Origin of the sequence: Streptomyces sp. NPDC085900 (genome assembly GCF_044540925.1) — a bacterium.
GTDB classification, from domain to species: Bacteria; Actinomycetota; Actinomycetes; order Streptomycetales; family Streptomycetaceae; genus Streptomyces; species Streptomyces gilvifuscus.
This window is the reverse complement of record NZ_JBITSP010000013.1, coordinates 184,352-208,034: the sequence shown is the minus strand read 5'-3', so window position 1 is coordinate 208,034 and position 23,683 is coordinate 184,352. Positions and strand designations below refer to the sequence as shown.

Sequence of the window (23,683 nt, the reverse complement as noted above, 5' to 3'; positions counted from 1 at the left end):
TCAGCTCTGGCCACCCGCGAGCTTCTCGCGAAGCGCGGCAAGCGCCTCGTCGGAAGCCAGCGCACCGGAGGTGTCCGCACCCTCGGAGGAGTACGAACCGCCACCCGCGGCCGGAGCCGCACCGGCGGTGTCGCCACCCTCGGCGGCAGCGGCAGCGTCGGCCTCGCGGCTCTTGATGACCTGCTGCTGGTGCTGCTCGAAGCGGGTCTGCGCCTCGGCGTACTGGCGCTCCCACTCCTCGCGCTGCTTCTCGTAACCCTCGAGCCAGTCGTTGGTCTCGGGGTCGAAGCCCTCGGGGTAGATGTAGTTGCCCTGGTCGTCGTAGGACGCGGCCATGCCGTACAGGGTCGGGTCGAACTCGACCGAGGCCGGGTCGGCACCGAAGGACTCGTTGGCCTGCTTCAGCGAGAGGCTGATGCGACGGCGCTCGAGGTCGATGTCGATGACCTTGACGAAGATCTCGTCGTTGACCTGGACGACCTGCTCCGGGATCTCCACGTGGCGCTCGGCCAGCTCGGAGATGTGGACCAGACCCTCGATGCCCTCGTCCACGCGGACGAACGCACCGAACGGAACCAGCTTCGTGACCTTGCCGGGCACGACCTGGCCGATCTGGTGGGTGCGGGCGAACTGCTGCCACGGGTCTTCCTGGGTCGCCTTCAGCGACAGGGAGACGCGCTCGCGGTCCATGTCGACGTCGAGGACCTCGACCGTGACCTCCTGGCCGACCTCGACGACCTCGGAGGGGTGGTCGATGTGCTTCCAGGAAAGCTCGGAGACGTGGACCAGACCGTCGACGCCACCCAGGTCCACGAAGGCACCGAAGTTGACGATCGAGGAGACCACACCGGAACGGACCTGACCCTTCTGCAGGGTCGTGAGGAACGTCTGGCGGACCTCGGACTGGGTCTGCTCCAGCCAGGCACGGCGGGACAGGACCACGTTGTTGCGGTTCTTGTCCAGCTCGATGATCTTGGCCTCGAGCTCCTTGCCCACGTAGGGCTGGAGGTCGCGAACGCGGCGCATCTCGACCAGGGAGGCCGGGAGGAAGCCACGGAGGCCGATGTCGAGGATGAGACCACCCTTGACGACCTCGATGACGGTACCGGTGACGATCCCGTCCTCTTCCTTGATCTTCTCGATGGTGCCCCAGGCACGCTCGTACTGGGCGCGCTTCTTCGAGAGGATCAGGCGGCCTTCCTTGTCTTCCTTCTGGAGGACAAGGGCCTCGATCTCGTCACCGACGGCGACGACCTCGTTCGGGTCGACGTCGTGCTTGATCGAGAGCTCGCGGCTCGGGATAACGCCTTCGGTCTTGTAACCGATGTCGAGCAGGACCTCGTCCCGGTCGACCTTCACGATGACGCCGTCGACGATGTCGCCGTCGTTGAAGTACTTGATCGTCTCGTCGATCGCGGCGAGGAAGGCTTCCTCGTTACCGATGTCGTTGACCGCTACCTGCGGGGTGGTGGCGGTGGTCTCGGTGCTGCTCGTCATGTGGGAAAGGGCTCCGGTACGGACATTGAAGTCGTAGGTACTGCTTACGCCGGGAGCCCGTTTCGCTCTGAAGAAGCCGGACAGCCAAGGAAGCGCCCCACCGGAATCGGTGATGGCGCCTCGACAACCGAGGGGACATACAACAGATGCGAGCGCAGCCTGCTACGTCTGAGGTGCGCAGGCCCGCAGCGCAACTTGTAGCATACGGGGGCAGCCAGGCAGGGTCAATGCGCGAAGGCGCACACCCGGGGCGGATCGCCCCATACCCGGCACAAGAACTGTCTCGCGAGGCCACGCAGGCCTGCGACACCCCTTCCGTGACACCCGTGGGCGTCGGGTTGGAGGGAAGAGTACGACGAGGGAGCCGATCATCCAAGAGTCCGTTTCTTCCGAGCACGAGTACGGGCCCGAGGCGGGGCACGAGTCCGGGCACGACGCGGAGCACGACGCCGAGCCCGAGGCCACCCGGCGCACTGCCGGTGTCGCGGAGAGCGCCCGGGCCAACCGGGGCTGGTGGGACCGGAACGCCGACGAGTACCAGGTCGAGCACGGCACGTTCCTCGGCGACGACCGGTTCGTGTGGGGCCCCGAGGGCCTCGACGAGGTGGAGGCCGAGCTGCTGGGCCCGCCGGAGGACCTGAAGGGCCGGGACGTACTGGAGATCGGCGCGGGCGCCGCCCAGTGCTCGCGCTGGCTGGCCGCGCAGGGCGCCCGCCCGGTGGCCCTGGACATCTCGCACCGCCAGCTGCAGCACGCCCTGCGCATCGGCGGCGCGTTCCCCCTGGTGTGCGCGGACGCCGGCGAGTTGCCCTTCGCGGACGAGTCGTTCGACCTGGCCTGCTCGGCGTACGGGGCGCTGCCGTTCGTCGCCGAGCCGGTACGGGTGCTGAAGGAGGTGCGGCGGGTGCTGCGTCCGGGCGGGCGTTTCGTCTTCTCGGTGACCCACCCGATCCGCTGGGCCTTCCCGGACGAGCCGGGGCCGGAGGGGCTGAGCGTGTCGGCCTCCTACTTCGACCGCACTCCGTACGTCGAGCAGGACGAGGAGGGCCGCGCGGTCTACGTGGAGCACCACCGGACGATCGGCGACCGGGTGCGGGACGTGGTGGCGGGCGGCTTCCGGCTCGTCGACCTGGTCGAGCCGGAGTGGCCGGCCTGGAACACCGCCGAGTGGGGCGGCTGGTCGCCGCTGCGCGGGAACCTGATCCCGGGGACGGCGATCTTCGTCTGCGTACGAGACTGAGCGTGTGATCCGTTACGACGCCCTGGACGCGCTGCCCGTACGCGCGGCGCTGCCCGCTCTCGACGACGCCCTTGAGGGGCACGGCACGGCCGTTCTCGTGGCGCCTCCGGGCACCGGCAAGACGACGCTGGTGCCGCTGGAGCTGGCCGGGCTGCTCGGGCGGGGCGGGGCCCGTCGCGTGGTCGTGGCGGAGCCGCGCCGCATCGCCGTCCGGGCCGCGGCGCGGCGGATGGCGTGGCTGCTGGGCGAGAAGACGGGCGAGAGCGTCGGCTACACGGTGCGCGGCGAGCGGGTGGCCGGGCGACACACGCGCGTGGAGGTCGTCACGACCGGTGTGCTGCTCCAACGGCTGCAGCGGGACCAGGAGCTGGCCGGGGTGGACGTGGTGGTGCTCGACGAGTGCCACGAGCGGCACCTGGACGCCGACACCGCGGCGGCGTTCCTGTGGGACGTCCGGGAGACGCTGCGGCCGGAGCTGCGGCTGGTGGCGGCGTCGGCGACCACGGACGCGCAGGGCTGGGCGCGGCTGCTGGGCGGGGCGCCGGTGATCGAGGCGGAGGGCGTGTCGTATCCGGTCGAGGTGATCTGGTCGCCGCCGGCCCGGCCCGTACGGCCGCCGCACGGCATGCGGGTGGACCCGGCGCTGCTGGCGCACGTGGCGTCGACGGTACGGCGGGCGCTGGCCGAGCGGGACGGGGACGTGCTGTGCTTCCTGCCGGGCGTGGGCGAGATCGCGCGCGTGGCCGGGCAGCTGGGGGACCTGGGCGGCGCCGAGGTGCTCCAGGTGCACGGGCGCGCGCCTGCCGCCGTGCAGGACGCGGTGCTCTCCCCCGGCACCCGGCGCCGGGTGGTGCTGGCGACCTCGGTGGCGGAGTCGTCGCTGACGGTTCCGGGCGTACGGGTGGTCGTCGACTCCGGGCTGTCGCGTGAGCCGCGCGTCGACCACGCGCGCGGGCTGAGCGCGCTGACGACGGTACGGGCCTCGCAGGCCGCCGGGCGGCAGCGGGCGGGGCGGGCCGGACGGGAGGCGCCGGGCGCGGTGTACCGCTGCTGGGCGGAGGTCGAGGACGCGCGGCTGCCGCGCTTCCCGGCACCGGAGATCAAGGTGGCCGACCTGACGGCGTTCGCGCTGCAGACGGCGTGCTGGGGCGACCCGGACGCGTCCGGGCTGGCGCTGCTGGATCCGCCGCCGGGCGGGGCGATGGCGGCGGCGCGGGCCGTCCTGACGGCGGTGGGCGCGGTGGACGCCGACGGCCGCGCCACGCGGCGGGGAGCCGCCCTGGCCCGCCTGGGCCTGCACCCCCGACTGGGCCGGGCACTCCTGGACACCTCCGGACAGGGCGCCGAGGCGGTGGCCCTCCTGTCGGAGGAACCGCCCCGCGAATACGGCGACGACCTCACAGCCGCCCTAAGAACCGCCCGACGAGGCGGCGACCCGTACGCCGCCCGCTGGCGCACGGAGGTACGACGCCTGCGGACGAGCGAAGCGAGCGCCTCGACGACGACTGCGGATGACCGGACGCGAACGACCGACGAGACCGCGCCGCCGCCCGGCACGAGCAATGGCGCCCGCGCGGGCGGTAAGGCCACGCGGACGCCCGGCACGGGCACCGGCACCAGTGCGGATGGCAAGGCCCCAGCGGCGCCCGGCACGGACGACCGCACGCGAGCGGGCGGCACGGCCACGCCGACGACCGGCACGGGCAACGGCACCCGGCCGGACCGCAAGGCCACAGCGACGCCCGGCACAGACGACCGCACACGCCCGGGCGCCCCGGGCGTGTCGGTGGTGGGGGTGGAGGACCGCCTCGTGGGGCTCGTGGCCGCGCTTGCGTTTCCCGAGCGGGTTGCCAAGGCCGATGGGGGTTCCTATCTCATGGCCTCCGGTACCCGGGCCGAGCTCGCCGACGGCAGTCCGCTGCGGGGGGCGCCCTGGATCGCGGTCGCCGTGGCGGATCGGCCCGTCGGCAAGGGGCACGCGCGTGTGCGGCTCGCGGCCGTGATCGACGAGGACCTGGCCCGGCGGGCCGCCGGCTCCCTGTACTCCGAGGCGCAGGAGGTCCACTGGGCCGACGGGGACGTCGTGGCGCGGAGTGTGCGGCGGCTGGGGGCGATCGAGCTCGCGGTGCGGCCCTTGCCGGACGCCGACCCCGGTCTCGTACGGGATGCGCTTCTGGAGGGGCTGCGGGAGGAGGGGTTCGGGCTGCTGCGGTGGTCGCCCGAGGCTGTCGTACTGCGTCGGCGGCTCGCCTTTCTGCGGCTGCGTCTCGGGGAGCCGTGGCCCGACGTCGGCGACGACGCGCTCCACGCGCGCGTGGACGAGTGGCTGGAGCCCGAGCTGGGTCGGGCCCGGCGGCGGGCGGACCTGGGGCGGATCGACGCGGGGCAGGCGCTCGCCCGTCTGCTGCCCTGGGCGTCCGGGGAGGCCGGACGGCTCGACGAGCTGGCGCCGGAGCGCATCACCGTACCGAGTGGGTCCAGGATCCGGATCGACTACGGCGATCCCCGACAGCCCGTTCTCGCCGTGAAGTTGCAGGAGATGTTCGGTCTGCACGAGTCGCCCGCGGTGGCGGGCGTGCCGTTGCTGGTGCATCTCCTCTCCCCCGCCGGGCGGCCCGTCGCCGTCACCGCCGACCTCGCCTCCTTCTGGAAGGACGGCTACAAGGGCGTGCGCGCCGAGCTGCGCGGCCGGTACCCGAAGCATCCGTGGCCCGAGGACCCGGCGACCGCCGAGCCGACGCGGCACACCAACGCGCGGCTCAGGCGCTGACGGGTTCCGGCGCGGCGGACTCGGCGCGTGCCGGGTCGGCCGGGCGGCGGCTGCGGGCCTCCAGCCACAGGGAGAGGGCGAGCAGCAGGGTGCCGAGGATCAGGAAGCCCCACGGGAGGTACGACACCATCAGCAGGACGAGGGTGCGGTTGGACTTGACCAGCGCGACGGTGTGTTCGATGTAGTCCTCGCGCATCTTCACGTGGCCGGCGAAGGCCGTCACCTTGTCCCGGCCGCCGAGCAGGGTGCCGCCGCGCAGCTCCTCCTTGTGGATCTCCTCGCCGTAGACGGGGGCTCCGGTGACGGGCTCGACCCAGAACTTGCGGACGGTGGTGTACCAGCGGGTGGTGCCGGTCTTGGCGACCGATTCGGGGGTGATGCCCTTGACCGGCATGGTCTTGGGAAAGGCGACCTTGGTCCAGGGGATGGTCTGCTCGAAGTAGTAGACCTTCACGCCACGGAAGTCCTGGGTGCCCTTGTAGTGGATGGGGTTGGTGGTGCGGGTCTGCGCGTCGAAGTACTCGTAGTCCCGTTTCTGCGTCAGGAAGGGCCACTTGAACTCGATGCCGGTCCGCTTCACCGGGTCGCCGTCGACCATCTCGCCGGTGGCGTGGACCGGGGCCTGGCTGTGGGCGTCGAAGATGTAGCGCTCGGGGATCTCGGAGACCATCTTGCCGTCGGGCCCCTGGACGTAGGACAGGCCGTCCCAGACGACGACGTCCCGGCCGGCCGTCTTCCCGATCTTCTTCGCGGCCTCCACGTCGCCCTTGAGGGTCTGCACGATGGTGACCTTGGAGACCTTCCTCGCCTTCATCGTGCCGTAGTCGAGGAGGGTCGCGTCCTTCGCCTCCAGGACCATGTCCTGGTACTGGCCGGCCGGGATCTTGGCCAGGCGCGGGAAGGCGTACCAGCGCAGCAGCGGGGACAGTGCCGCGAAGAACACGGCGAAGGCGAGCAGGACCAGACTGGCCTTGCGGCGCATCTCGGCCTCCCGGGCGGACGGCTACGGGTGTGCGGGCACCGTCGTCAGCAGCGGCTTCGGCGACGTCTTTCCCGGCGGGGTCCCCATCGCGGTGATCGTGAGGACCAGCGCGAACGCGACGGCGAGACCGGTCGCGGCGGCGATCAGGGCGCGCATGCCTGCCTCCCGACGGACTGCAGAGGAACCTGGAACTGATACCTCGTCAGATCCGGCACCGTAGCAACGGGCGGCCGAGATGAGAACAGGTCGCACACGACTACGGCGCCCCTCCGCAGAGGGACGCCGTAGTCGTCGTGGAGGAACGGGCCGGTACGCCGCTTACGAGCTCGCGCTCGCCGACGGGCTGGGCGACGGGCTCGGGGAGGTGTCGGCCGCCGCCACCGTCAGCTGGACGTCGAGCGTGGCGCCGCCCGCGGTGGTGACGCGCAGGACGAAGGTGCCGGTGGTGTCGTCCGCGTACATCTTGGGCAGCTGGAGCTTGCCGTCGGCGTCCGTCGTCAGGCCCGTGAGGGTGCGTACGGTCTTGCCGTCCGCGTCCTTGAAGTAGGGGCCCTTGTCGTTCGCGGTCGCGTCGTCCTTGGACTTGATCAGCGTGGCGGTGACCGCGACCTTGTCCGCGACCTCGCTCTTGTAGGTGGCCTTCACCTCGACCCGGTCGGCGAACTCGCCGCCCGGCGTGCAGGTGAGAGGTGTGTCGCCGGTGCGGACGAGCGTGTCGGCGACGCGCTCGGTGACGGTGGCCGCGTAGTCCAGGGCGGCGACCGCGCGGCCGACGACCGTCGCGCGGACGGTGAAGTCACCGGTCTTCTCACCGGCCTGCAGCGCGGGTGCCACGGCCACGCCGGAGCTGTTGGTGACGACCGTGGCCACGCTCTCGCCGCCGGCGAAGGTGGTGTCGGTGTCGCCGACGATCGTGAAGCGGACCCGGACCTTGGCGACGGCCTTGCCCGCCTTGGTGACGGCCTTGGTGCTGATCTTCTTGGCGAACTCGTCGCCCGCCGTCGCGGTGAGCTTCGCGGTGCCCGCGTCCGCCAGGTGGTCCACCGTGTCGGTGGGCGTGGCGGGCGGGGACGGCGGGGTGGACGGGCTCGGGCTGCCGCCGCTGTCGCCGCCCGGCGTCGGGCTGGGGCTGGTGCCCGGCGTGGAGGGCTTGTGGGTCGGCGGCTTGGACGTCGGCGGCTTGGAGGGGCTCCCGCTGCCGCCGCTGTCGCTGCGCTTCGACGGAACCGTGCCGGTGCCGTCCGGGATGGAGTGCGTGCCCTTGCGGTAGAACTCCAGCCACGAAAGGACGGTGTTCAGGTAGTCCTGCGAGTTGTTGTAGCTGAGGATCGCGCTGTTGAGGTCCGTCTGGTTCGACAGGTCCCAGTTGTCGCGGCACAGGTAGTGGGCGGCGGCGAGGGCGGCGTCGTAGACGTTGTTGGGGTCCTTCTTGCCGTCCCCGTTGCCGTCGCGGCCCGCCCACGCCCAGGTGGACGGGATGAACTGCATGGGCCCGACGGCCTGGTCGTAGGAGCTGTTGCCGTCGTACTTGCCGCCGTCGGTGTCCTTGATCAGCGCGAAGCCGTTGCCGTCGAGCTGCGGGCCGAGGATCGGGGAGAGCGTGGTGCCGTCCGCGCTGACGCGGCCGCCGCGGGCCTGTCCCGACTCGACCTTGCCGATGGCGGCGAGGAGTTGCCACGGCAGGTTGCAGCCCGGCTTGGCCGCGCGCATGGCCGTCTCCGCCTTCTTGTAGGCGTCGAGGACGGTGGCGGGGATGCCCGCCTCGCCGCTGCCCTGGACCACGGGAGTGCCGGACGCGGACGGTGAGGGGCTGGGGTTGGGGCTGTTGAGCGGCGGCAGGTCCGTGTAGTACGGCGAGTTGCCGGTCGCCGAACCGGCGTCGGCGGTCGCGTCGGGTGACGGCGTGGCGTCCGAGGCGGTCTGTCTGCCGTGGCCGTCGACCGTGACTCCGGGCGCCTGCGACGCGGACAGGGCCGCGACCGCCAGCGCTGCCACGGCGGTGGTCGCCGCTCCCTTGGCCAGCCTCCTGCCGAATTGCGCCGCCATAGAGTGAACCCCTCCCGTGGACGCCCGAGCGCCCTTCTCTGTCTGCCTGCTCGCCTTGATGTGACGATCGACCCACGGGGCTGGTTGCCCTTGTGGGGCGATTGCTTGTTCTTTTTTCGTCGGCTCGGTGTCGGCGTTCTGTGGTTCTGTTGTGTTTTCCGGTTCCTTGTTCTGCCGAGCAGCCCGGTGCCCCGTGCTGTGACCCAGGCGACCCTACGACAACTTGCTTGCCATGGGCACCCGTTCGTGCCCGCCATTCACCAGATGGCCATCTACGGCCGGTGGCAGACCGGTCGACGTCACTCAAGAGGAGCCCTGTTGCCGTTCACCCTGAGCCATGCGGCGGCCGTACTGCCCGTTGTGCGCGGCGACGGAAGCGGGCGGGGGCGGCTGGTTCCGGCTGTGCTCGTGGCCGGATCCTTCTCCCCCGACATGACCTACTTCGCGGCGAGTGCCGTGCCCGGTGCGATGGAGTTCGGCGGCTTCACCCATTCGTTCGCCGGTGTGTTCACGGTCGACGTGGTCGTGGCCTGGGTGCTGGTCGGGCTGTGGCTGCTGGTACGCGAGCCGGTGGTGGCGTTGCTTCCGCGGGCCTGGCAGGCGCGGCCGGCCGTGCTGCTGCGGTGCGGGGTGGCGCGCTCGCGGGTCGGGACGGGGGCGGCGGTGCGGTGGTACGCGTCGGCGGTCCTGGGGGCGCTGACGCATGTGGTGTGGGATGCGTTCACGCATGCCGACCGGTGGGGGATGCGGTGGTTTCCCGCGCTGGGGACGGAGATCGCCGGGTCGCCGCTGTACTGGTACCTGCAGTACGGGGGGTCGGTGGTGGCGGCCGTCGTGATCGGGGTATGGGGGGCTCGGGCTCTACGGCGGGTGCGGGTCGATGTTCCCGGTCCGGTGGGGGTGCCTGTGCTGGCGAGGCGGGATCGGTGGTGGGCCGCGGGGTTGATCGCGGGGTGCGCGGTCGTGGCGGGGGTGCGGCGGGCGACCGTGTGGTGGGGGGAATGGGGGGCGCGGGCTCGGCCCTGGGAGCTGGTTCCGACGCTGTGCTTCGGGGTGGGGGCCGGGCTGGTGCTGGGGGTGCTGCTGTACGCGGTCTGCGTGCGGGTGCGGCGTCCGGTCCGGGGCGGGGACAGCGGCCCGGAGCCGGTCAGCGTGGGGCCCAGCGGTGCCGAAGGCGGCCGGTGAGCGGGCCGGTGAGACGTGCCGCGGTGCGGTGCAGGGTTGCCACGAGGTCCGTGGGGATGCGGGCGGTGCTCGCGTCGGCCGCGAAGACCGGGACCGGCGTGGACGGCTCGGCGGCCGCCGGTTCGGCATCAGCCTGCGCTTTCGCCGTGCGGCGGTTGAGCATGCGTATACCCATGCCCGCATCCTGACTGCGGGGGTGGCGGAGGGCGTGTTCGCGGGGGCCACGTGGGTGACGGTGGGGCTGGGGGTGGGTCGGGGTCGGGGCTGCGCCGCACCCCACGGCCCGCCGCACCTCCGCGGCCGGTCGCACCTCCGCGGCCGGTCGCACCCCCGCGACCCGCTGCCCCCCACGACCGCCGCACCCCACGACCCGCACCCGCCCGTGGGCGAGTGCGGGTCGTGGGGTGGGGTGGGTACTGCCTCTGTGACCCGGTCTCGTCAGTGGGCTGCCGATTCCCAGTCCGGGCCCGCGCCGACCGAGACGCCCAGGGGGACCCTGAGGTGGACCGCGTCGGACATCTCGCGGCGTACCAGTTCCTCGACGCGGGAGCGCTCGCCGGGGGCGATCTCCAGGACGATTTCGTCGTGGACCTGGAGGAGCATGCGGGACTTGAGGTCGGCCTCGCGCAGGGCACCGTCCACGCGGAGCATGGCGATCTTGACGATGTCGGCCGCCGTCCCCTGGATGGGGGCGTTGAGGGCCATGCGCTCGGCCGCCTCGCGGCGCTGGCGGTTGTCGCTGTTGAGGTCGGGCAGGTAGCGGCGGCGGCCGAACAGGGTGGCCGTGTAGCCGGTGGCCCGCGCCTCGTCGACGACCCGGCGCAGGTAGTCCCGGACACCGCCGAAGCGCTCGAAGTAGGCGTCCATCAGGGCCCGGGCCTCGCCGGCCTCGATGTTCAGCTGCTGGGAGAGGCCGAAGGCCGACAGGCCGTAGGCGAGGCCGTACGACATCGCCTTGATCTTGCGGCGCATCTCCGCGTCGACCGCGGACTGCTCGACCGCGAAGACCTGGGAGGCGGCCGTGGTGTGCAGGTCCTCACCGGAGGTGAAGGCCTCGATGAGGCCCGCGTCCTCGGAGAGGTGCGCCATCACCCGCAGTTCGATCTGGCTGTAGTCGGCCGTCAGGAGGGACTCGAAGCCCTCGCCTACGACGAAGCCCCGGCGGATGGCCCGGCCCTCGTCCGTGCGGACCGGGATGTTCTGCAGGTTCGGGTCGGTGGAGGAGAGGCGGCCGGTCGCGGCGACGGTCTGGTTGAAGGTGGTGTGGATGCGGCCGTCCGCGGCGATGGTCTTGATCAGGCCCTCGACCGTGACGCGGAGCTTCGCCTGCTCGCGGTGGCGGAGCATGATCACCGGGAGTTCGTTGTCCGTCTGGGTGGCGAGCCAGGCGAGGGCGTCCGCGTCGGTGGTGTAGCCGGTCTTCGTCTTCTTGGTCTTGGGCAGGGCCAGTTCGCCGAAGAGGACTTCCTGGAGCTGCTTGGGCGAGCCCAGGTTGAACTCGTGTCCGGCCGCCGCGTGCGCCTCCTTCACCGCCTGCTGGACGGCGCCCGCGAACATCTGCTCCATCGTCTCGAGGTGGGCGCGGTCGGCCGCGATGCCGTGCCGCTCCATGCGGGCCAGCAGAGCGGAGGTGGGCAGCTCCATGTCCTGGAGGAGATCCGCGGCGCCGACCTCCTGGAGGCGGCCGGTGAAGGCCTCGCCGAGGTCGAGGACGGCGCGGGCCTGGATCATCAGGGCCTCGGCCTCGGCGCCGTCGTCAGCGCCGAAGGCCAGCTGGCCGTCGGCGGCCGCGGCCGGGGCCAGCTCGCGGCCCAGGTACTCCAGGGACAGCGCGTCCAGGTCGAAGGAGCGGCGGCCCGGCTTGACCAGGTAGGCGGCGAGCGCGGTGTCCATGGAGACGCCGGCGATGCTCCAGCCGTGCTCGGCGAACACGCGCATGGCGCTCTTGACGTTGTGCAGGACCTTGGGGCTCGTGTCGCTCGCGAGCCAGGCCGCGAAGGCCCGCTCGTCGGCCTCGTCCAGCTGGGAGGGGTCGAACCAGGCGGCGGGGCCGTCGGCCGTCGCGAGGGCGACCTCGGCGACCGAGCCGGTGCCGAGCGCCCAGGTGTCGACGGTGGCCACACCGAGGGGCCCGTCCGCGTGCCCGGCGAGCCAGGGGGCGAGCTCGCCGGTGCCGAGGACCGTGCCGTCCAGCTCCACGCCGTCGGCGATCACCGGCGTCTCCTCCGCCTGGGCGGCACCCGGGTCGACGGCCAGCAGCCGCTCGCGCAGGGAGGGGTTCCTGATCTCCAGGGTGTCCAGGACCATCGCGAGGGCCTTGCGGTCGTACGGGGCCCGCTCCAGGTCGGTGACCGCCTTGGGGAGCTCCACCGTGCGCACCATCTCGGTCAGGCGGCGGTTGAGCTTGACGGACTCCAGGTGGTCGCGGAGGTTCTGCCCGGCCTTGCCCTTGACCTCGTCGACACGCTCGACCAGGTCGGCGAAGGAGCCGAACTGGTTGATCCACTTCGCGGCCGTCTTCTCGCCGACGCCGGGGATGCCCGGCAGGTTGTCGGACGGGTCGCCGCGCAGGGCCGCGAAGTCCGGGTACTGCGCCGGCGTCAAGCCGTACTTCTCGAAGACCTTCTCCGGAGTGAACCGGGTCAGCTCCGAGACGCCCTTCGTCGGGTACAGCACGGTGGTGTGCTCGCTGACCAGCTGGAAGGAGTCGCGGTCGCCGGTGACGATCAACACGTCGAAGCCCTCGGCCTCGGCCTGGGTGGCGAGCGTGGCGATGACGTCGTCGGCCTCGAAGCCGTCGATCGCGAAGCGCGAGACGTGCATGGTGTCCAGCAGCTCGCCGATGAGCTCGACCTGGCCCCTGAACTCGTCCGGCGTCTTGGAGCGGTTCGCCTTGTACTCGGTGAACTCCTCGGAGCGCCAGGTCTTGCGGGAGACGTCGAAGGCCACCGCGAAGTGCGTGGGCTCCTCGTCACGCAGGGTGTTGGCCAGCATCGACGCGAAGCCGTAGATCGCGTTCGTCGGCTGGCCCGTCGCCGTCGTGAAGTTCTCCGCGGGCAGCGCGAAGAACGCGCGGTACGCCAGCGAGTGCCCGTCCATGAGCATGAGGCGGGGCCGCTTGCCGCCGGAGGTCGTCTCGGTCTTCTTCGATGCTGTCTCTGCCACGGACCCGATCCTGCCACGTGCCACTGACAGTCGGCCGCCATCGGGGGTGGCCGCACCTTCGGCTGCCCTGTCGGCGGCGCGTGCGAGGATCGAAGGCATACCCACATGCGCAGGTGAAGGAGATGGCGTCATGGCCTCGAAGCCGCCCAAGAGCGATCCGGTTCAGGACGCGCCGCAGGTCGCCGAGCCGCAGCACGCGGCGGCCGGCCTTCCGGCCATCGGGCACACCCTGCGCATGGCACAGCGGCAGATGGGCGTGCGGCGCACGATGCTGACGCTGCTGAACGTCAACCAGAAGGACGGCTTCGACTGCCCGGGCTGCGCGTGGCCGGAGCCGGAGCACCGGCACACGGCGGAGTTCTGCGAGAACGGCGCGAAGGCGGTGGCCGAGGAGGCCACTCTGCGCCGGGTCACCCCGGAGTTCTTCGCCGCGCACACCGTGGCCGACCTGGCGGGCCGGAGCGGGTACTGGCTGGGCCAGCAGGGGCGGCTGACGCATCCCGTGTACCTGCCCGAGGGCGGGGACCGCTACGAGCCCGTGAGCTGGGAGCGGGCCTTCGACATCGTCGCCGAGGAGATCGCCGCGCTCGGCTCCCCGGACGAGGCCGTCTTCTACACATCGGGGCGCACCAGCAACGAAGCGGCGTTCCTCTACCAGCTGTTCGCGCGCGAGCTCGGCACCAACAACCTGCCGGACTGCTCGAACATGTGCCACGAGTCGTCCGGGTCGGCGCTGTCGGAGACGATCGGCATCGGCAAGGGCAGCGTCCTGCTGGAGGACCTGTACAAGGCGGACCTGATCATCGTGGCCGGGCAGAACCCGGGCACGAACCATCCGCGCATGCTCACCGCCCTGGAGAAGGCCAAGGCGGGCGGTGCCCGGATCATCACCGTCAACCCGCTGCCCGAGGCCGGTATGGAGCGGTTCAAGAACCCGCAGACGCCGCAGGGCGTGCTCAAGGGGGCCGCCCTCACCGATCTGTTCCTGCAGATCCGCATCGGCGGCGACCAGGCCCTGTTCCGGCTGCTGAACAAGCTGATCCTCCAGACGCAGGGCGCGGTCGACGAGGAGTTCGTCCGCGAACACACGCACGGCTACGAGGAGTTCGCGGCCGCGGCCGAGGCCGCCGACTGGGACGAGACGCTCGCCGCGACCGGTCTCACGCGCGAGGAGATCGAGCGGGCCCTCGGCATGGTGCTCGCCTCGAAGCGCACCATCGTGTGCTGGGCGATGGGGCTGACCCAGCACAAGCACTCGGTGCCGACCATCCGTGAGGTGGTCAACTTCCTGCTGCTGCGCGGCAACATCGGCCGCCCGGGCGCGGGCGTGTGCCCGGTGCGCGGTCACTCGAACGTGCAGGGCGACCGGACCATGGGCATCTTCGAGCGGCCCGCGCCCGCCTTCCTGGACGCGCTGGAGAAGGAGTTCGGCTTCGCGCCGCCGCGGGAGCACGGCTTCGACGTCGTCGAGGCCATCCGGGCGCTGCGCGACGGCCGGGCGAAGGTCTTCTTCGCCATGGGCGGCAACTTCGTCTCCGCCTCCCCCGACACCGAGGTCACGGAGGCCGCCATGCGGCGCGCCCGCCTCACGGTGCACGTGTCGACGAAGCTGAACCGGTCGCACGTGGTCACGGGCGCGCGTGCCCTGATCCTGCCGACCCTCGGCCGTACCGAGCGGGATCTGCAGGGCGGCGGGGAGCAGTTCGTGACGGTCGAGGACTCCATGGGCATGGTGCACGCCTCCCGCGGCCGCCTGGAGCCGGCGAGCGGGCATCTGCTGTCCGAGCCCGCCATCGTGTGCCGGCTGGCCCGCCGCGTCCTGGGCGAGGGCAGCACGGTGCCGTGGGAGGAGTTCGAGAAGGACTACGCCACCATCCGTGACCGCATCGCGCGCGTGGTCCCCGGTTTCCAGGACTTCAACGCGCGCGTGTCCCGTCCCGGCGGCTTCGCGCTCCCGCACGCCCCGCGCGACGAGCGCCGCTTCCCGACGAAGACGGGCAAGGCCAACTTCACCGCGGCCCCCGTGGAGTACCCGGAGCTGCCCGAGGGCCGGCTGCTGCTGCAGACGCTGCGCTCGCACGACCAGTACAACACCACGATCTACGGCCTCGACGACCGCTACCGGGGCATCCGCAACGGCCGCCGGGTGGTCCTGGTCAACCCGGAGGACGCCCGGAGGCTGGGGGTCGCCGACGGTTCGTACGTCGATCTCGTCGGCGAGTGGCGGGACGGCGTGGAGCGGCGGGCGCCGGGCTTCCGGGTGGTGCACTACCCGACGGCGCGGGGATGTGCGGCCGCTTATTACCCGGAGACCAATGTCCTGGTCCCGCTGGACCATACCGCCGACACCAGTAACACCCCGGCCAGCAAGTCCGTGGTGGTGCGTCTGGAACAATCGTCGACCGACTGAGCGTTTGCTCAGTCAGGCCGCACGACTGATCACGGACGAACGGAGCACGGCCCATGGGCGAACAGCAGCATGTGAGGTTCCCGCAGGAGGTCATCGACGAGTACGCCGCCCTCGGCGTGGACCTGCCGGCCCTCTTCTCCGCGGGACATCTCGGGACGCGCATGGGCGTGGAGATCGTGGAGGCCTCCGCCGACCGTGTCGTCGGCACCATGCCGGTGGAGGGCAACACCCAGCCGTACGGGCTGCTGCACGGTGGCGCCTCCGCCGTGCTCGCCGAGACGCTCGGTTCCGTCGGCTCGATGCTGCACGGCGGCAGCTCCAAGATCGCGGTCGGCGTCGACCTGAACTGCACGCACCATCGGGGCGCGCGGTCCGGGATGGTGACCGGGGTGGCCACGCCCGTGCACCGCGGGCGGTCGACGGCGACGTACGAGATCGTGATCAGCGACGAGGAGGGGCGGCGCGTGTGCACCGCGCGGCTGACCTGCCTGCTGCGGGACGTGCGGCAGGGCGACGAGGTGCCGACGGGCACCGCGGGCTGACGGCGGCCCGCCTCTGGCCGCACCCGGCGATCAGGCCATAGCGTCGTGCCATGAGAACGGGAGGAGCCACCCGGCCGGGGCTCGTGCTCGGCTGCGGGCTGGCGCTGGTACTGGTGACGGGCGGGCTGTGCGCCGGGTGCGGCGGGTCGGGCTCCGCGGGAGGTTCGGCCGCCGGGCGCACGCCCTCGTCCACGCCGACCCCTGCGACCACCTCGCCCGAGGACCTGTGCACCCGCGTCGTCGCCCACTGGTCCCGCGAGGTGCTCGACAGCGGCACCTACGGTGATTATCAGACGATGGGCCTGTCCAACGGGCAGTACGACATCCTGCGCGAGGTCGTCGACTCCGCCCGGGCGGAGAAGAAGGCGCACGGCGCCCGCGCGGCCGACCAGCTGATCGGCCGCGAGGCGCGCGCGGGCTGCCGCGACTGGTACCGCACCGGCGGCCCGAGCAACGGGCCCTGGTCATGAGCGGCGTCGGCCCCGTCGAGCCCGGCGAGGGCACCCGGGCCCGGGACCTCGCGGAGGAGTACTCCCCCTCGCTTCCCCGCCGCCCGCGTGGCCGGTTCGGGCAGTGGTACGACCGGCACCGCCGTGGGGCCCTCGCCGCGGCCGCGGCGACGGTCCTGCTCGCGGCCGGCGGGTATCTGTATCTGACCCGGCCGCACGCACCGGCGCCCGCGGCGGCGCCGTATCCGTCTCAGGTCGTGGACGTCACCTACCTCGAACCGGTGGCCACGCCGAAGGGGGTGCGCCCCCGCAGCTTCAGCTTCGCGGTCGCTCTGAGTGTCGAGTCCGGTCCCCCGGTGACGGTGCGCTCCATCAGCCAGCCCTACCCCGGCATCTCACTGACCTCGGAACCGCTTGCCCCCTTCCGCGCCCGGGCGGGCGGGACACGGAACGTCGTGATCACCATGCACGTCACGGATTGCCGGAAAGCGCCAGAAAGCGCCGGACTGCCTTTCCTGGACGTAACTCTGCGTAATACGCGCGCAATAGAAGTCCACAGTTACATCCTCGGACAGCGCTATGCACAGCATCTCTCCACCGCCCTGCAAGGCATCTGCAAGCACACTTCCAGGTAATTACCAAAACCCTCGAAGCGCATGACAGATCCCGTCGGGTCCTGCAGGTTCTCAGAATGCGGACTGGGCGAATCGGCCTGAATTCTGCTGTACTGCCCACAGAGCACCGCTCTGCATTACCTCGTGTCATAACGAAGGAGTCACAGCCTCCCCCAGACCCTCCTCCCGGGTTCCCCCACCCGCTTAGAGTCACGGCCAGTCACCGTGCAGCCGAAAAAGCACTTCGGCAGGGCGCAGGGACTCGGCCACTTCCAGGGGGAAGGGCCGTGCCAGGGAAAGGACTGATCGTGCGTCAACGTTCGCTCATCGCCATCACCGCCGCGCTGGCGGCGGGAGCACTCACCCTCACCGCCTGCGGCTCGCGCGACAGCGGCGACAAGAGCAGCGGCAGCGGCGGCACCACCGTCACCATCGGAGTCGACGCCCCGCTGACCGGCGACCTGTCCGCGCTGGGCCTGGGTATCAAGAACTCCGCCGACCTCGCCGTCAAGACGGCCAACAAGGACAAGACCGTCAACGGGGTCACCTTCAAACTCGTCGCCAAGGACGACCAGGCTCAGGCGTCGTCCGGCCAGCAGAACGCCTCGGCCTTCGTCGCCGACAAGAGCGTCCTGGGCGTCGTCGGCCCGCTGAACTCCTCCGTGGCACAGTCCATGCAGAAGGTGTTCGACGACGCGAAGCTGGTCGAGGTCTCCCCGGCCAACACCAACCCGGCGCTCACCCAGGGCGACGCCTGGCAGACCAAGAAGGCCCGCCCGTTCAAGTCGTACTTCCGCACCGCGACCACGGACGCCATCCAGGGCCCGTTCGCCGCCGAGTACATCTACAACACGGCCAAGAAGAAGAAGGTCTTCGTCATCGACGACAAGAAGACCTACGGCGCCGGCCTCGCCGCGACCTTCACGCAGGAGTTCAAGAAGCTCGGCGGTACGGTCGTCGGCACGCAGCACATCAACCCCGACACCAAGGACTTCTCCTCGGTCGCCACCCAGGTGAAGAACTCCGGTGCCGAGGCCGTGTACTACGGCGGTGAGTACCCGCAGGCCGGCCCGCTCAGCAAGCAGATCAAGGCCGCCGGTGCCAACATCCCGCTGGCCGGCGGCGACGGCATCTTCGACCCGACCTTCATCAAGCTGGCCGGGGCCAAGGCCACCGGCGACCTCGCCACCTCGGTCGGTGCCCCGGTCGAGACCCTGCCCTCCGCCAAGAAGTTCGTCTCGGACTACAAGGCGGGCGGCTACTCGGAGGAGTACGGCGCCTACGGCGGCTACTCCTACGACTCGACCTGGGCGATCATCCAGGCCGTGAAGAAGGTCGTCGACGACAACAACGGCAAGCTGCCCTCGGACGCCCGTGCCAAGGTCACCGCCGCCATGCAGAACGTCTCCTTCGACGGAGTGACCGGCAAGGTCTCCTTCGACGAGTTCGGTGACGCCACCAACAAGCAGCTCACCGTCTACGCCGTGAAGAACGGTGCCTGGGCGGCCGTCAAGTCCGGTACCTTCACCGGCTGACCCCACTCCCGCACCACTCACGAGCCGCGCGGGGCGCTGTTCCACTGGCGCCCCGCGCGTTCTCGCATCCGGCTCCATCCGTCGAAAATCATCCGAATAGTCTCGGAGGACATGCGGTGAACGAACTGCCGCAGCAGCTGGTCAACGGCCTGCTACTGGGATCCATGTACGGGCTGGTCGCCATCGGCTACACGATGGTCTATGGCATCGTCCAGCTCATCAACTTCGCCCACGGCGAGATCTTCATGACCGGAGCGTTCGGCGCTCTGACGGTCTACCTTTACGTCCTGCCGGACGGCACCTCCATGGGGGTCGCACTGCCGCTGATGATCGTCGGTGCCATCATCGTCGCCGTCACGGTCGCCGTGGGAGCGGAACGGTTCGCCTACCGTCCCCTGCGCAACGCGCCCCGTCTCGCCCCGCTCATCACCGCCATCGGCCTCTCGCTCGCCCTCCAGCAGGCGGTCTGGGCCTGGTACCCCGACGCGAAGTCCTCCGTGACGTTCCCGCAGATCGACGGCGGACCGTTCCACATCGGTGACGTCACCATCCAGACCGGCGACATCTTCCTGCTGGTCGCCGCGCCCATCAGCATGGCCGTCCTCGCGTACTTCGTCATGAAGACCCGCACCGGACGCGGTATGCAGGCCACCGCCCAGGACCCCGACACCGCCAAGCTCATGGGTGTCAACACCGACCGCATCATCGTGATCGCCTTCGCCCTCGGCGCCACCTTCGCCGCCATCGGCGGCGTCGCGTACGGCCTGAAGTACGGCGAGGTCAACTTCCGTATGGGCTTCATCCTGGGCCTCAAGGCGTTCACCGCGGCCGTGCTCGGCGGTATCGGCAACATCTACGGAGCCATGATCGGCGGAATCGTCCTCGGCATCGCCGAGACCCTCGCCTCCGCCTACATCTCCAACATCCCGGGCATGGAAAAGTTCGGCAGCCAGTCCTGGGCCGACGTCTGGGCCTTCGTACTCCTCATCCTTGTGCTCCTCTTCAGGCCTCAGGGTCTGCTCGGCGAGCGCGTCGCGGACAGGGCGTGACACCGATGACCACACAGACCACCGCGCCCGAGACCCCGGGCACCCCCGCCGCTCCCGCCCCGGCCGGCCTCATCGGCATCCCGCCGCACATCGGCCGCGCACTCGCCGTCGGCGGCGGCGTCCTCACCATCATCTCCACCTTCATGTCGTGGACCTGGACCTCCGCCTTCCCCGGCGACCTCACGGTCTACGGCTACCCCGGCGGCCTGCAGGTCCTCGTCCTCATCGGCGGCCTGCTGACCACCCTGTTCGCGCTGGCCGGCTACGGCGTCAAGGGACTGCGGTACATCGTCCCCTCCGGTGGTGACGCGGCGCTCAAGTTCGCCGCGTTGGCCGCCTTCGCCACCGCCTGGTACACGGTCATCGCGATCAGCGTCGAGCTCGGCGGCGTCGTCAACCTCGACCCGGGCGGCTACCTGGTGGCGATCGCCACGCTCGCCGCGTTCGTCGGCGCCCTGGCCCTGCCCTTCGAGCAGCCCGAGCCCGACCCGATCGACCCCGACGACGACTCCTGGGAGAAGTTCAAGAACAAGTCCTCCCACAAGTGGGAGACCGTCAAGGCCGCCTTCTCGGCCCGCCCCCCGCGGCCCGTGGGCAAGCTCCCGACCTACGTCGAGATCCTGGTCATCGCCGTCGTCATGGCGCTCGGCCTGCTCGTCTTCACGTACGGCATCGGCACCCAGTACGACGAGCTCTTCGTCGGCTTCCTGATCACGGCCGGCTTCGGCTTCGCCGCCCTGAACAAGTCCGGTCTCGTCGCTCAGGCCACCGAGATCACCTCGCGGCACCAGACGATCACCGTCTGGGGCGCCTTCATCGCGGCGGCGCTGTTCCCGTTCACGCAGACCGACGACCAGTACGCGACCATCGGCGTCTACATCCTGATCTTCGCCACCGTCGCCCTGGGCCTGAACATCGTCGTCGGCCTCGCCGGCCTCCTCGACCTCGGTTACGTCGCCTTCCTCGGTGTCGGCGCCTACGCCGCGGCCCTGGTCTCCGGCTCCCCCAGCTCGCCGTTCGGTGTGCACTTCCCGTTCTGGGCGGCCGTCCTCGTCGGCGCCGTGGCCTCGCTGGTCTTCGGTGTCCTCATCGGCGCCCCGACCCTGCGACTGCGCGGCGACTACCTGGCCATCGTGACGCTCGGCTTCGGTGAGATCTTCCGCATCACGGCGAACAACCTCGACGGCACCTCCGGACCGAGCCTGACCAACGGCTCCAACGGCATCTCCTCGATCCCGAACCTCACCATCCTCGGGTTCGACCTCGGTGCGCCGCACACCATCGCGGGCTTCACCATCGGCCGGTTCGCCAACTACTTCCTGCTGATGCTGCTCATCACGGCCGTCGTCGTCCTCGTCTTCCGGCGCAGCGGCGACTCCCGTATCGGCCGCGCCTGGGTCGCCATCCGCGAGGACGAGACCGCCGCGCTGGCCATGGGCATCAACGGCTTCCGCGTGAAGCTGATCGCGTTCGCCGTCGGCGCCTCCCTCGCCGGTCTCGCCGGTACTGTCCAGGCCCACGTGACATACACCGTCACCCCCGAGCAGTACCAGTTCGCCGGGCCCATCCCGCCGAACTCCGCCTTCCTGCTCGCCGCGGTCGTCCTCGGCGGCATGGGCACCATCGGCGGTCCGCTGATCGGCGCCTCCCTGCTCTACCTGATCCCGAACAAACTCCAGTTCCTCGGCGACTACCAGCTCTTCGCCTTCGGTGTCGCGCTCATCCTGCTCATGCGCTTCCGCCCGGAGGGCCTCGTCGCCAACCGGCGCCGCCAGCTGGAGTTCCACGAAGAGGCCGAAGCGCCCACAGTCCTCAGCAAGACAGGGGCCTGACCACACATGACCACCGACACCACCACCCAGGGCACCACCCCGGGCGCCACCGCCCCCGGCCAGGTCGTCCTCGACGCCCGCGGCGTGACGATGCGCTTCGGCGGTCTGACCGCCGTGCGCAATGTCGACCTGACCGTCAACAGCGGCGAGATCGTCGGCCTCATCGGCCCCAACGGCGCCGGCAAGACGACCTTCTTCAACTGCCTGACCGGCCTCTACATCCCCACCGAGGGCGAGGTCCGCTACAAGGGCGACGTCCTGCCTCCGAAGTCCTTCAAGGTCACCGCGGCCGGTATCGCGCGCACCTTCCAGAACATCCGTCTGTTCGCCAACATGACGGTCCTGGAGAACGTGCTCGTCGGCCGTCACACCCGGACGAAGGAAGGTTTCTGGTCCGCGGTCCTGCGCGGCCCCGGCTTCCACCGGGCGGAGAACGCCTCCCGGGAACGGGCCATGGAGCTGCTGGAGTTCGTCGGCCTCGCGAGCAAGGCGGACCACCTCGCCCGCAACCTCCCCTACGGCGAGCAGCGCAAGCTGGAGATCGCGCGCGCCCTCGCGAGCGAGCCGGGACTGCTCCTGCTCGACGAGCCGACCGCCGGCATGAACCCGCAGGAGACGCGGGCCACCGAGGAACTCGTCTTCGCCATCCGTGACATGGGCATCGCCGTCCTGGTCATCGAGCACGACATGCGGTTCATCTTCAACCTCTGCGACCGCGTCGCCGTGCTCGTCCAGGGCGAGAAGCTCGTCGAGGGCGACAGCGCGACGGTGCAGGGCGACGAGCGCGTGATCGCCGCCTACCTCGGCGAGCCTTTCGAGGGCTCCCCCGACGACGAGGCCGCCGAAGTACCCGCCGACGCCCCGACGGACGCCGCGCCCGGCAAGGAGAACGACCGATGACCGCACTCCTGGAGGTCGAGGACCTCCGCGTCGCCTACGGCAAGATCGAGGCCGTGAAGGGCATCTCCTTCAAGGTCGACGCGGGCGAGGTCGTCACCCTGATCGGCACCAACGGCGCCGGCAAGACCACCACCCTGCGCACCCTGTCCGGGCTGCTCAAGCCGGTGGGCGGGCAGATCAGGTTCGACGGCAAGTCACTCAAGAAGACCCCGGCCCACCAGATCGTCTCCCTCGGCCTCGCGCACTCCCCCGAGGGGCGGCACATCTTCCCCCGCATGACGATCGAGGACAACCTGCGCCTCGGCGCGTTCCTGCGCAGCGACCGGGCGGGCATCGAGAAGGACATCCAGCGCGCCTACGAGCTCTTCCCGATCCTGGGAGAGCGTCGCAAGCAGGCCGCGGGCACCCTCTCCGGCGGTGAGCAGCAGATGCTCGCCATGGGCCGGGCGCTGATGTCCCAGCCGAAGCTGCTGATGCTCGACGAGCCCTCCATGGGTCTGTCGCCGATCATGATGCAGAAGATCATGGCGACGATCGCCGAGCTGAAGTCCCAGGGCACGACCATCCTGCTGGTCGAGCAGAACGCTCAGGCGGCGCTCTCGCTCGCCGACCACGGCCATGTCATGGAGGTCGGCAACATCGTCCTGTCCGGCACCGGTCAGGACCTGCTGCACGACGAGTCGGTGCGCAAGGCCTACCTCGGCGAGGACTGAGGCCTTCGGGCGGTACGACGAGGCCCGCGCCCCCGGTTCTCCGGGGACGCGGGCCTCACCGCTGTCGTACGGAGGTCAGCCCTTGCCGGCCTTCTTCTCGTCGGCGTCCTGGATGACCGCCTCGGCGACCTGCTGCATGGACATGCGGCGGTCCATGGAGGTCTTCTGGATCCACCGGAACGCGGCCGGCTCGGTCAGGCCGTACTCGGTCTGCAGGATCGACTTGGCGCGGTCGACGAGCTTGCGGGTCTCCAGGCGCTGGGTGAGGTCGGCGACCTCCTTCTCCAGCTCCTTCAGCTCGGTGAACCGGGACACGGCCATCTCGATCGCCGGTACGACGTCGCTCTTGCTGAAGGGCTTGACGAGGTAGGCCATGGCGCCGGCGTCCCGGGCCCGCTCGACCAGGTCCCGCTGCGAGAAGGCCGTGAGCATCAGGACCGGGGCGATCCGCTCCTCGGCGATCTTCTCGGCGGCGGAGATGCCGTCGAGGCGGGGCATCTTCACGTCCAGGATGACGAGGTCGGGCCGGTGCTCACGGGCGAGTTCGATGGCCTGCTCGCCGTCGCCCGCCTCGCCGACGACGCTGTAGCCCTCTTCCTCCAGCATCTCTTTGAGGTCGAGCCGGATGAGGGCCTCGTCCTCGGCGATGACGACACGGGTCGTCAGCGGAGGCACGTGCGACTTGTCGTCGTCGGGCGCGTCTACGGGCTGGGGCGACTCGGGGGAGGTCACGGGGGCTCCTTGTTCAGGGCAG

19 protein-coding genes are annotated in these 23,683 nt (G+C 70.6%); 12 read left to right on the top strand and 7 right to left on the bottom strand.

All coding sequences use genetic code 11. From position 1 onward, the window contains the following. The gene (rpsA, locus tag ACIGDI_RS35880) at positions 1 to 1,497 is read right to left on the bottom strand and encodes a 30S ribosomal protein S1 (RefSeq protein WP_031487881.1); all 1,497 of its coding nucleotides are present in this window, start codon (positions 1,495 to 1,497) and stop codon (positions 1 to 3) included. A gap of 301 nt (positions 1,498 to 1,798) precedes the next feature. On the opposite strand from rpsA, the gene ACIGDI_RS35875 reads away from it, so the two are divergent. Together ACIGDI_RS35875 and ACIGDI_RS35870 are read left to right on the top strand one after the other, a co-directional pair. Next, positions 1,799 to 2,737, top strand: a complete 939-nt coding sequence (locus ACIGDI_RS35875; RefSeq protein WP_399905947.1) for a class I SAM-dependent methyltransferase — start codon at positions 1,799 to 1,801, stop codon at positions 2,735 to 2,737. A gap of 4 nt (positions 2,738 to 2,741) precedes the next feature. Next, complete coding sequence (locus ACIGDI_RS35870) at positions 2,742 to 5,507, top strand: ATP-dependent RNA helicase (RefSeq protein ID WP_399905752.1); 2,766 nt, start codon at positions 2,742 to 2,744, stop codon at positions 5,505 to 5,507. Here ACIGDI_RS35870 and ACIGDI_RS35865 read toward each other — a convergent pair. From ACIGDI_RS35865 to ACIGDI_RS35855, 3 genes are all read right to left on the bottom strand, one after another. Beyond that, positions 5,497 to 6,489: a DUF3068 domain-containing protein gene (locus ACIGDI_RS35865; RefSeq protein WP_399905749.1), complete on the bottom strand. Its 993-nt coding sequence runs from the start codon at positions 6,487 to 6,489 to the stop codon at positions 5,497 to 5,499. The two genes, ACIGDI_RS35870 and ACIGDI_RS35865, sit on opposite strands and share 11 nt — an antisense overlap. A 21-nt stretch (positions 6,490 to 6,510) precedes the next feature. Further along, positions 6,511 to 6,645 carry an SPW_0924 family protein gene (locus ACIGDI_RS35860; protein WP_399905746.1) on the bottom strand — a complete coding sequence of 45 codons (135 nt, stop codon included), beginning with the start codon at positions 6,643 to 6,645 and terminating at the stop codon, positions 6,511 to 6,513. A gap of 162 nt (positions 6,646 to 6,807) precedes the next feature. Further along, the gene (locus tag ACIGDI_RS35855) at positions 6,808 to 8,535 is read right to left on the bottom strand and encodes a lytic transglycosylase domain-containing protein (RefSeq protein WP_399905743.1); all 1,728 of its coding nucleotides are present in this window, start codon (positions 8,533 to 8,535) and stop codon (positions 6,808 to 6,810) included. Between the two features lie 318 nt (positions 8,536 to 8,853). Between ACIGDI_RS35855 and ACIGDI_RS35850 the strand changes: the two genes are divergently transcribed. Beyond that, entirely contained in the window at positions 8,854 to 9,720 is an 867-nt protein-coding gene (locus tag ACIGDI_RS35850) for a DUF4184 family protein (RefSeq protein ID WP_399905740.1), read from the top strand. Here the strand turns inward: ACIGDI_RS35850 and ACIGDI_RS35845 are convergent. Further along, positions 9,683 to 9,895: a hypothetical protein gene (locus ACIGDI_RS35845; protein ID WP_399905737.1), complete on the bottom strand. Its 213-nt coding sequence runs from the start codon at positions 9,893 to 9,895 to the stop codon at positions 9,683 to 9,685. The genes ACIGDI_RS35850 and ACIGDI_RS35845 overlap by 38 nt on opposite strands. 263 nt (positions 9,896 to 10,158) lie before the next feature. Continuing rightward, entirely contained in the window at positions 10,159 to 12,885 is a 2,727-nt protein-coding gene (gene polA / locus ACIGDI_RS35840; protein WP_399905736.1) for a DNA polymerase I, read from the bottom strand. Between the two features lie 130 nt (positions 12,886 to 13,015). On the opposite strand from polA, the gene ACIGDI_RS35835 reads away from it, so the two are divergent. The 9 genes from ACIGDI_RS35835 to ACIGDI_RS35795 all read left to right on the top strand — a co-directional run bounded on the left by ACIGDI_RS35835 (position 13,016) and on the right by ACIGDI_RS35795 (position 22,929). Beyond that, the gene (locus ACIGDI_RS35835; protein ID WP_399905733.1) at positions 13,016 to 15,295 is read left to right on the top strand and encodes an FdhF/YdeP family oxidoreductase; all 2,280 of its coding nucleotides are present in this window, start codon (positions 13,016 to 13,018) and stop codon (positions 15,293 to 15,295) included. Between the two features lie 53 nt (positions 15,296 to 15,348). Next, complete coding sequence (locus ACIGDI_RS35830) at positions 15,349 to 15,837, top strand: PaaI family thioesterase (protein WP_399905730.1); 489 nt, start codon at positions 15,349 to 15,351, stop codon at positions 15,835 to 15,837. 50 nt (positions 15,838 to 15,887) lie between these two features. Further along, positions 15,888 to 16,307 (top strand): hypothetical protein, encoded by a 420-nt coding sequence (locus ACIGDI_RS35825; RefSeq protein WP_399905727.1) that lies wholly within the window; start codon positions 15,888 to 15,890, stop codon positions 16,305 to 16,307. Beyond that, positions 16,304 to 16,921, top strand: a complete 618-nt coding sequence (locus ACIGDI_RS35820) for a Tat pathway signal sequence domain protein (RefSeq protein WP_399905724.1) — start codon at positions 16,304 to 16,306, stop codon at positions 16,919 to 16,921. Before ACIGDI_RS35825 ends, ACIGDI_RS35820 begins: the two co-directional genes overlap by 4 nt. Positions 16,922 to 17,208: 287 nt before the next feature. After that, complete coding sequence (locus ACIGDI_RS35815; protein WP_399905722.1) at positions 17,209 to 18,435, top strand: branched-chain amino acid ABC transporter substrate-binding protein; 1,227 nt, start codon at positions 17,209 to 17,211, stop codon at positions 18,433 to 18,435. A 116-nt stretch (positions 18,436 to 18,551) separates the two neighbouring features. Beyond that, a complete protein-coding gene (locus ACIGDI_RS35810; RefSeq protein WP_399905719.1) occupies positions 18,552 to 19,484 on the top strand; it encodes a branched-chain amino acid ABC transporter permease in 933 nt (310 codons plus the stop codon). Positions 19,485 to 19,489: 5 nt separating this feature from the next. Beyond that, positions 19,490 to 21,316 (top strand): branched-chain amino acid ABC transporter permease, encoded by a 1,827-nt coding sequence (locus ACIGDI_RS35805; protein WP_399905716.1) that lies wholly within the window; start codon positions 19,490 to 19,492, stop codon positions 21,314 to 21,316. 6 nt (positions 21,317 to 21,322) lie between these two features. Then, positions 21,323 to 22,216 (top strand): ABC transporter ATP-binding protein, encoded by an 894-nt coding sequence (locus tag ACIGDI_RS35800; RefSeq protein WP_200704793.1) that lies wholly within the window; start codon positions 21,323 to 21,325, stop codon positions 22,214 to 22,216. Continuing rightward, positions 22,213 to 22,929, top strand: coding sequence for an ABC transporter ATP-binding protein (locus ACIGDI_RS35795; protein ID WP_200704792.1), 717 nt, complete (start codon positions 22,213 to 22,215; stop codon positions 22,927 to 22,929). Before ACIGDI_RS35800 ends, ACIGDI_RS35795 begins: the two co-directional genes overlap by 4 nt. Positions 22,930 to 23,004: 75 nt before the next feature. Here ACIGDI_RS35795 and ACIGDI_RS35790 read toward each other — a convergent pair whose 3' ends face one another. Continuing rightward, on the bottom strand, positions 23,005 to 23,661 hold the full coding sequence (locus ACIGDI_RS35790) for an ANTAR domain-containing response regulator (RefSeq protein ID WP_399905712.1): 657 nt from the start codon (positions 23,659 to 23,661) through the stop codon (positions 23,005 to 23,007). Between the last annotated feature and the right edge of the window lie 22 nt (positions 23,662 to 23,683).

Bases quoted from the DNA above. Each gene is read 5' to 3' on its own strand.
- ACIGDI_RS35830 (WP_399905730.1), top strand. From the start codon at position 15,349: ATGGGCGAACAGCAGCATGTGAGGTTCCCGCAGGAGGTCATCGACGAG.
- ACIGDI_RS35865 (WP_399905749.1), bottom strand. From the start codon at position 6,489: ATGCGCCGCAAGGCCAGTCTGGTCCTGCTCGCCTTCGCCGTGTTCTTC.
- ACIGDI_RS35800 (WP_200704793.1), top strand. From the start codon at position 21,323: ATGACCACCGACACCACCACCCAGGGCACCACCCCGGGCGCCACCGCC.
- ACIGDI_RS35860 (WP_399905746.1), bottom strand. From the start codon at position 6,645: ATGCGCGCCCTGATCGCCGCCGCGACCGGTCTCGCCGTCGCGTTCGCG.
- ACIGDI_RS35855 (WP_399905743.1), bottom strand. From the start codon at position 8,535: ATGGCGGCGCAATTCGGCAGGAGGCTGGCCAAGGGAGCGGCGACCACC.
- ACIGDI_RS35805 (WP_399905716.1), top strand. From the start codon at position 19,490: ATGACCACACAGACCACCGCGCCCGAGACCCCGGGCACCCCCGCCGCT.
- ACIGDI_RS35825 (WP_399905727.1), top strand. From the start codon at position 15,888: ATGAGAACGGGAGGAGCCACCCGGCCGGGGCTCGTGCTCGGCTGCGGG.
- ACIGDI_RS35835 (WP_399905733.1), top strand. From the start codon at position 13,016: ATGGCCTCGAAGCCGCCCAAGAGCGATCCGGTTCAGGACGCGCCGCAG.
- ACIGDI_RS35795 (WP_200704792.1), top strand. From the start codon at position 22,213: ATGACCGCACTCCTGGAGGTCGAGGACCTCCGCGTCGCCTACGGCAAG.
- ACIGDI_RS35845 (WP_399905737.1), bottom strand. From the start codon at position 9,895: ATGGGTATACGCATGCTCAACCGCCGCACGGCGAAAGCGCAGGCTGAT.
- rpsA (WP_031487881.1), bottom strand. From the start codon at position 1,497: ATGACGAGCAGCACCGAGACCACCGCCACCACCCCGCAGGTAGCGGTC.
- ACIGDI_RS35820 (WP_399905724.1), top strand. From the start codon at position 16,304: ATGAGCGGCGTCGGCCCCGTCGAGCCCGGCGAGGGCACCCGGGCCCGG.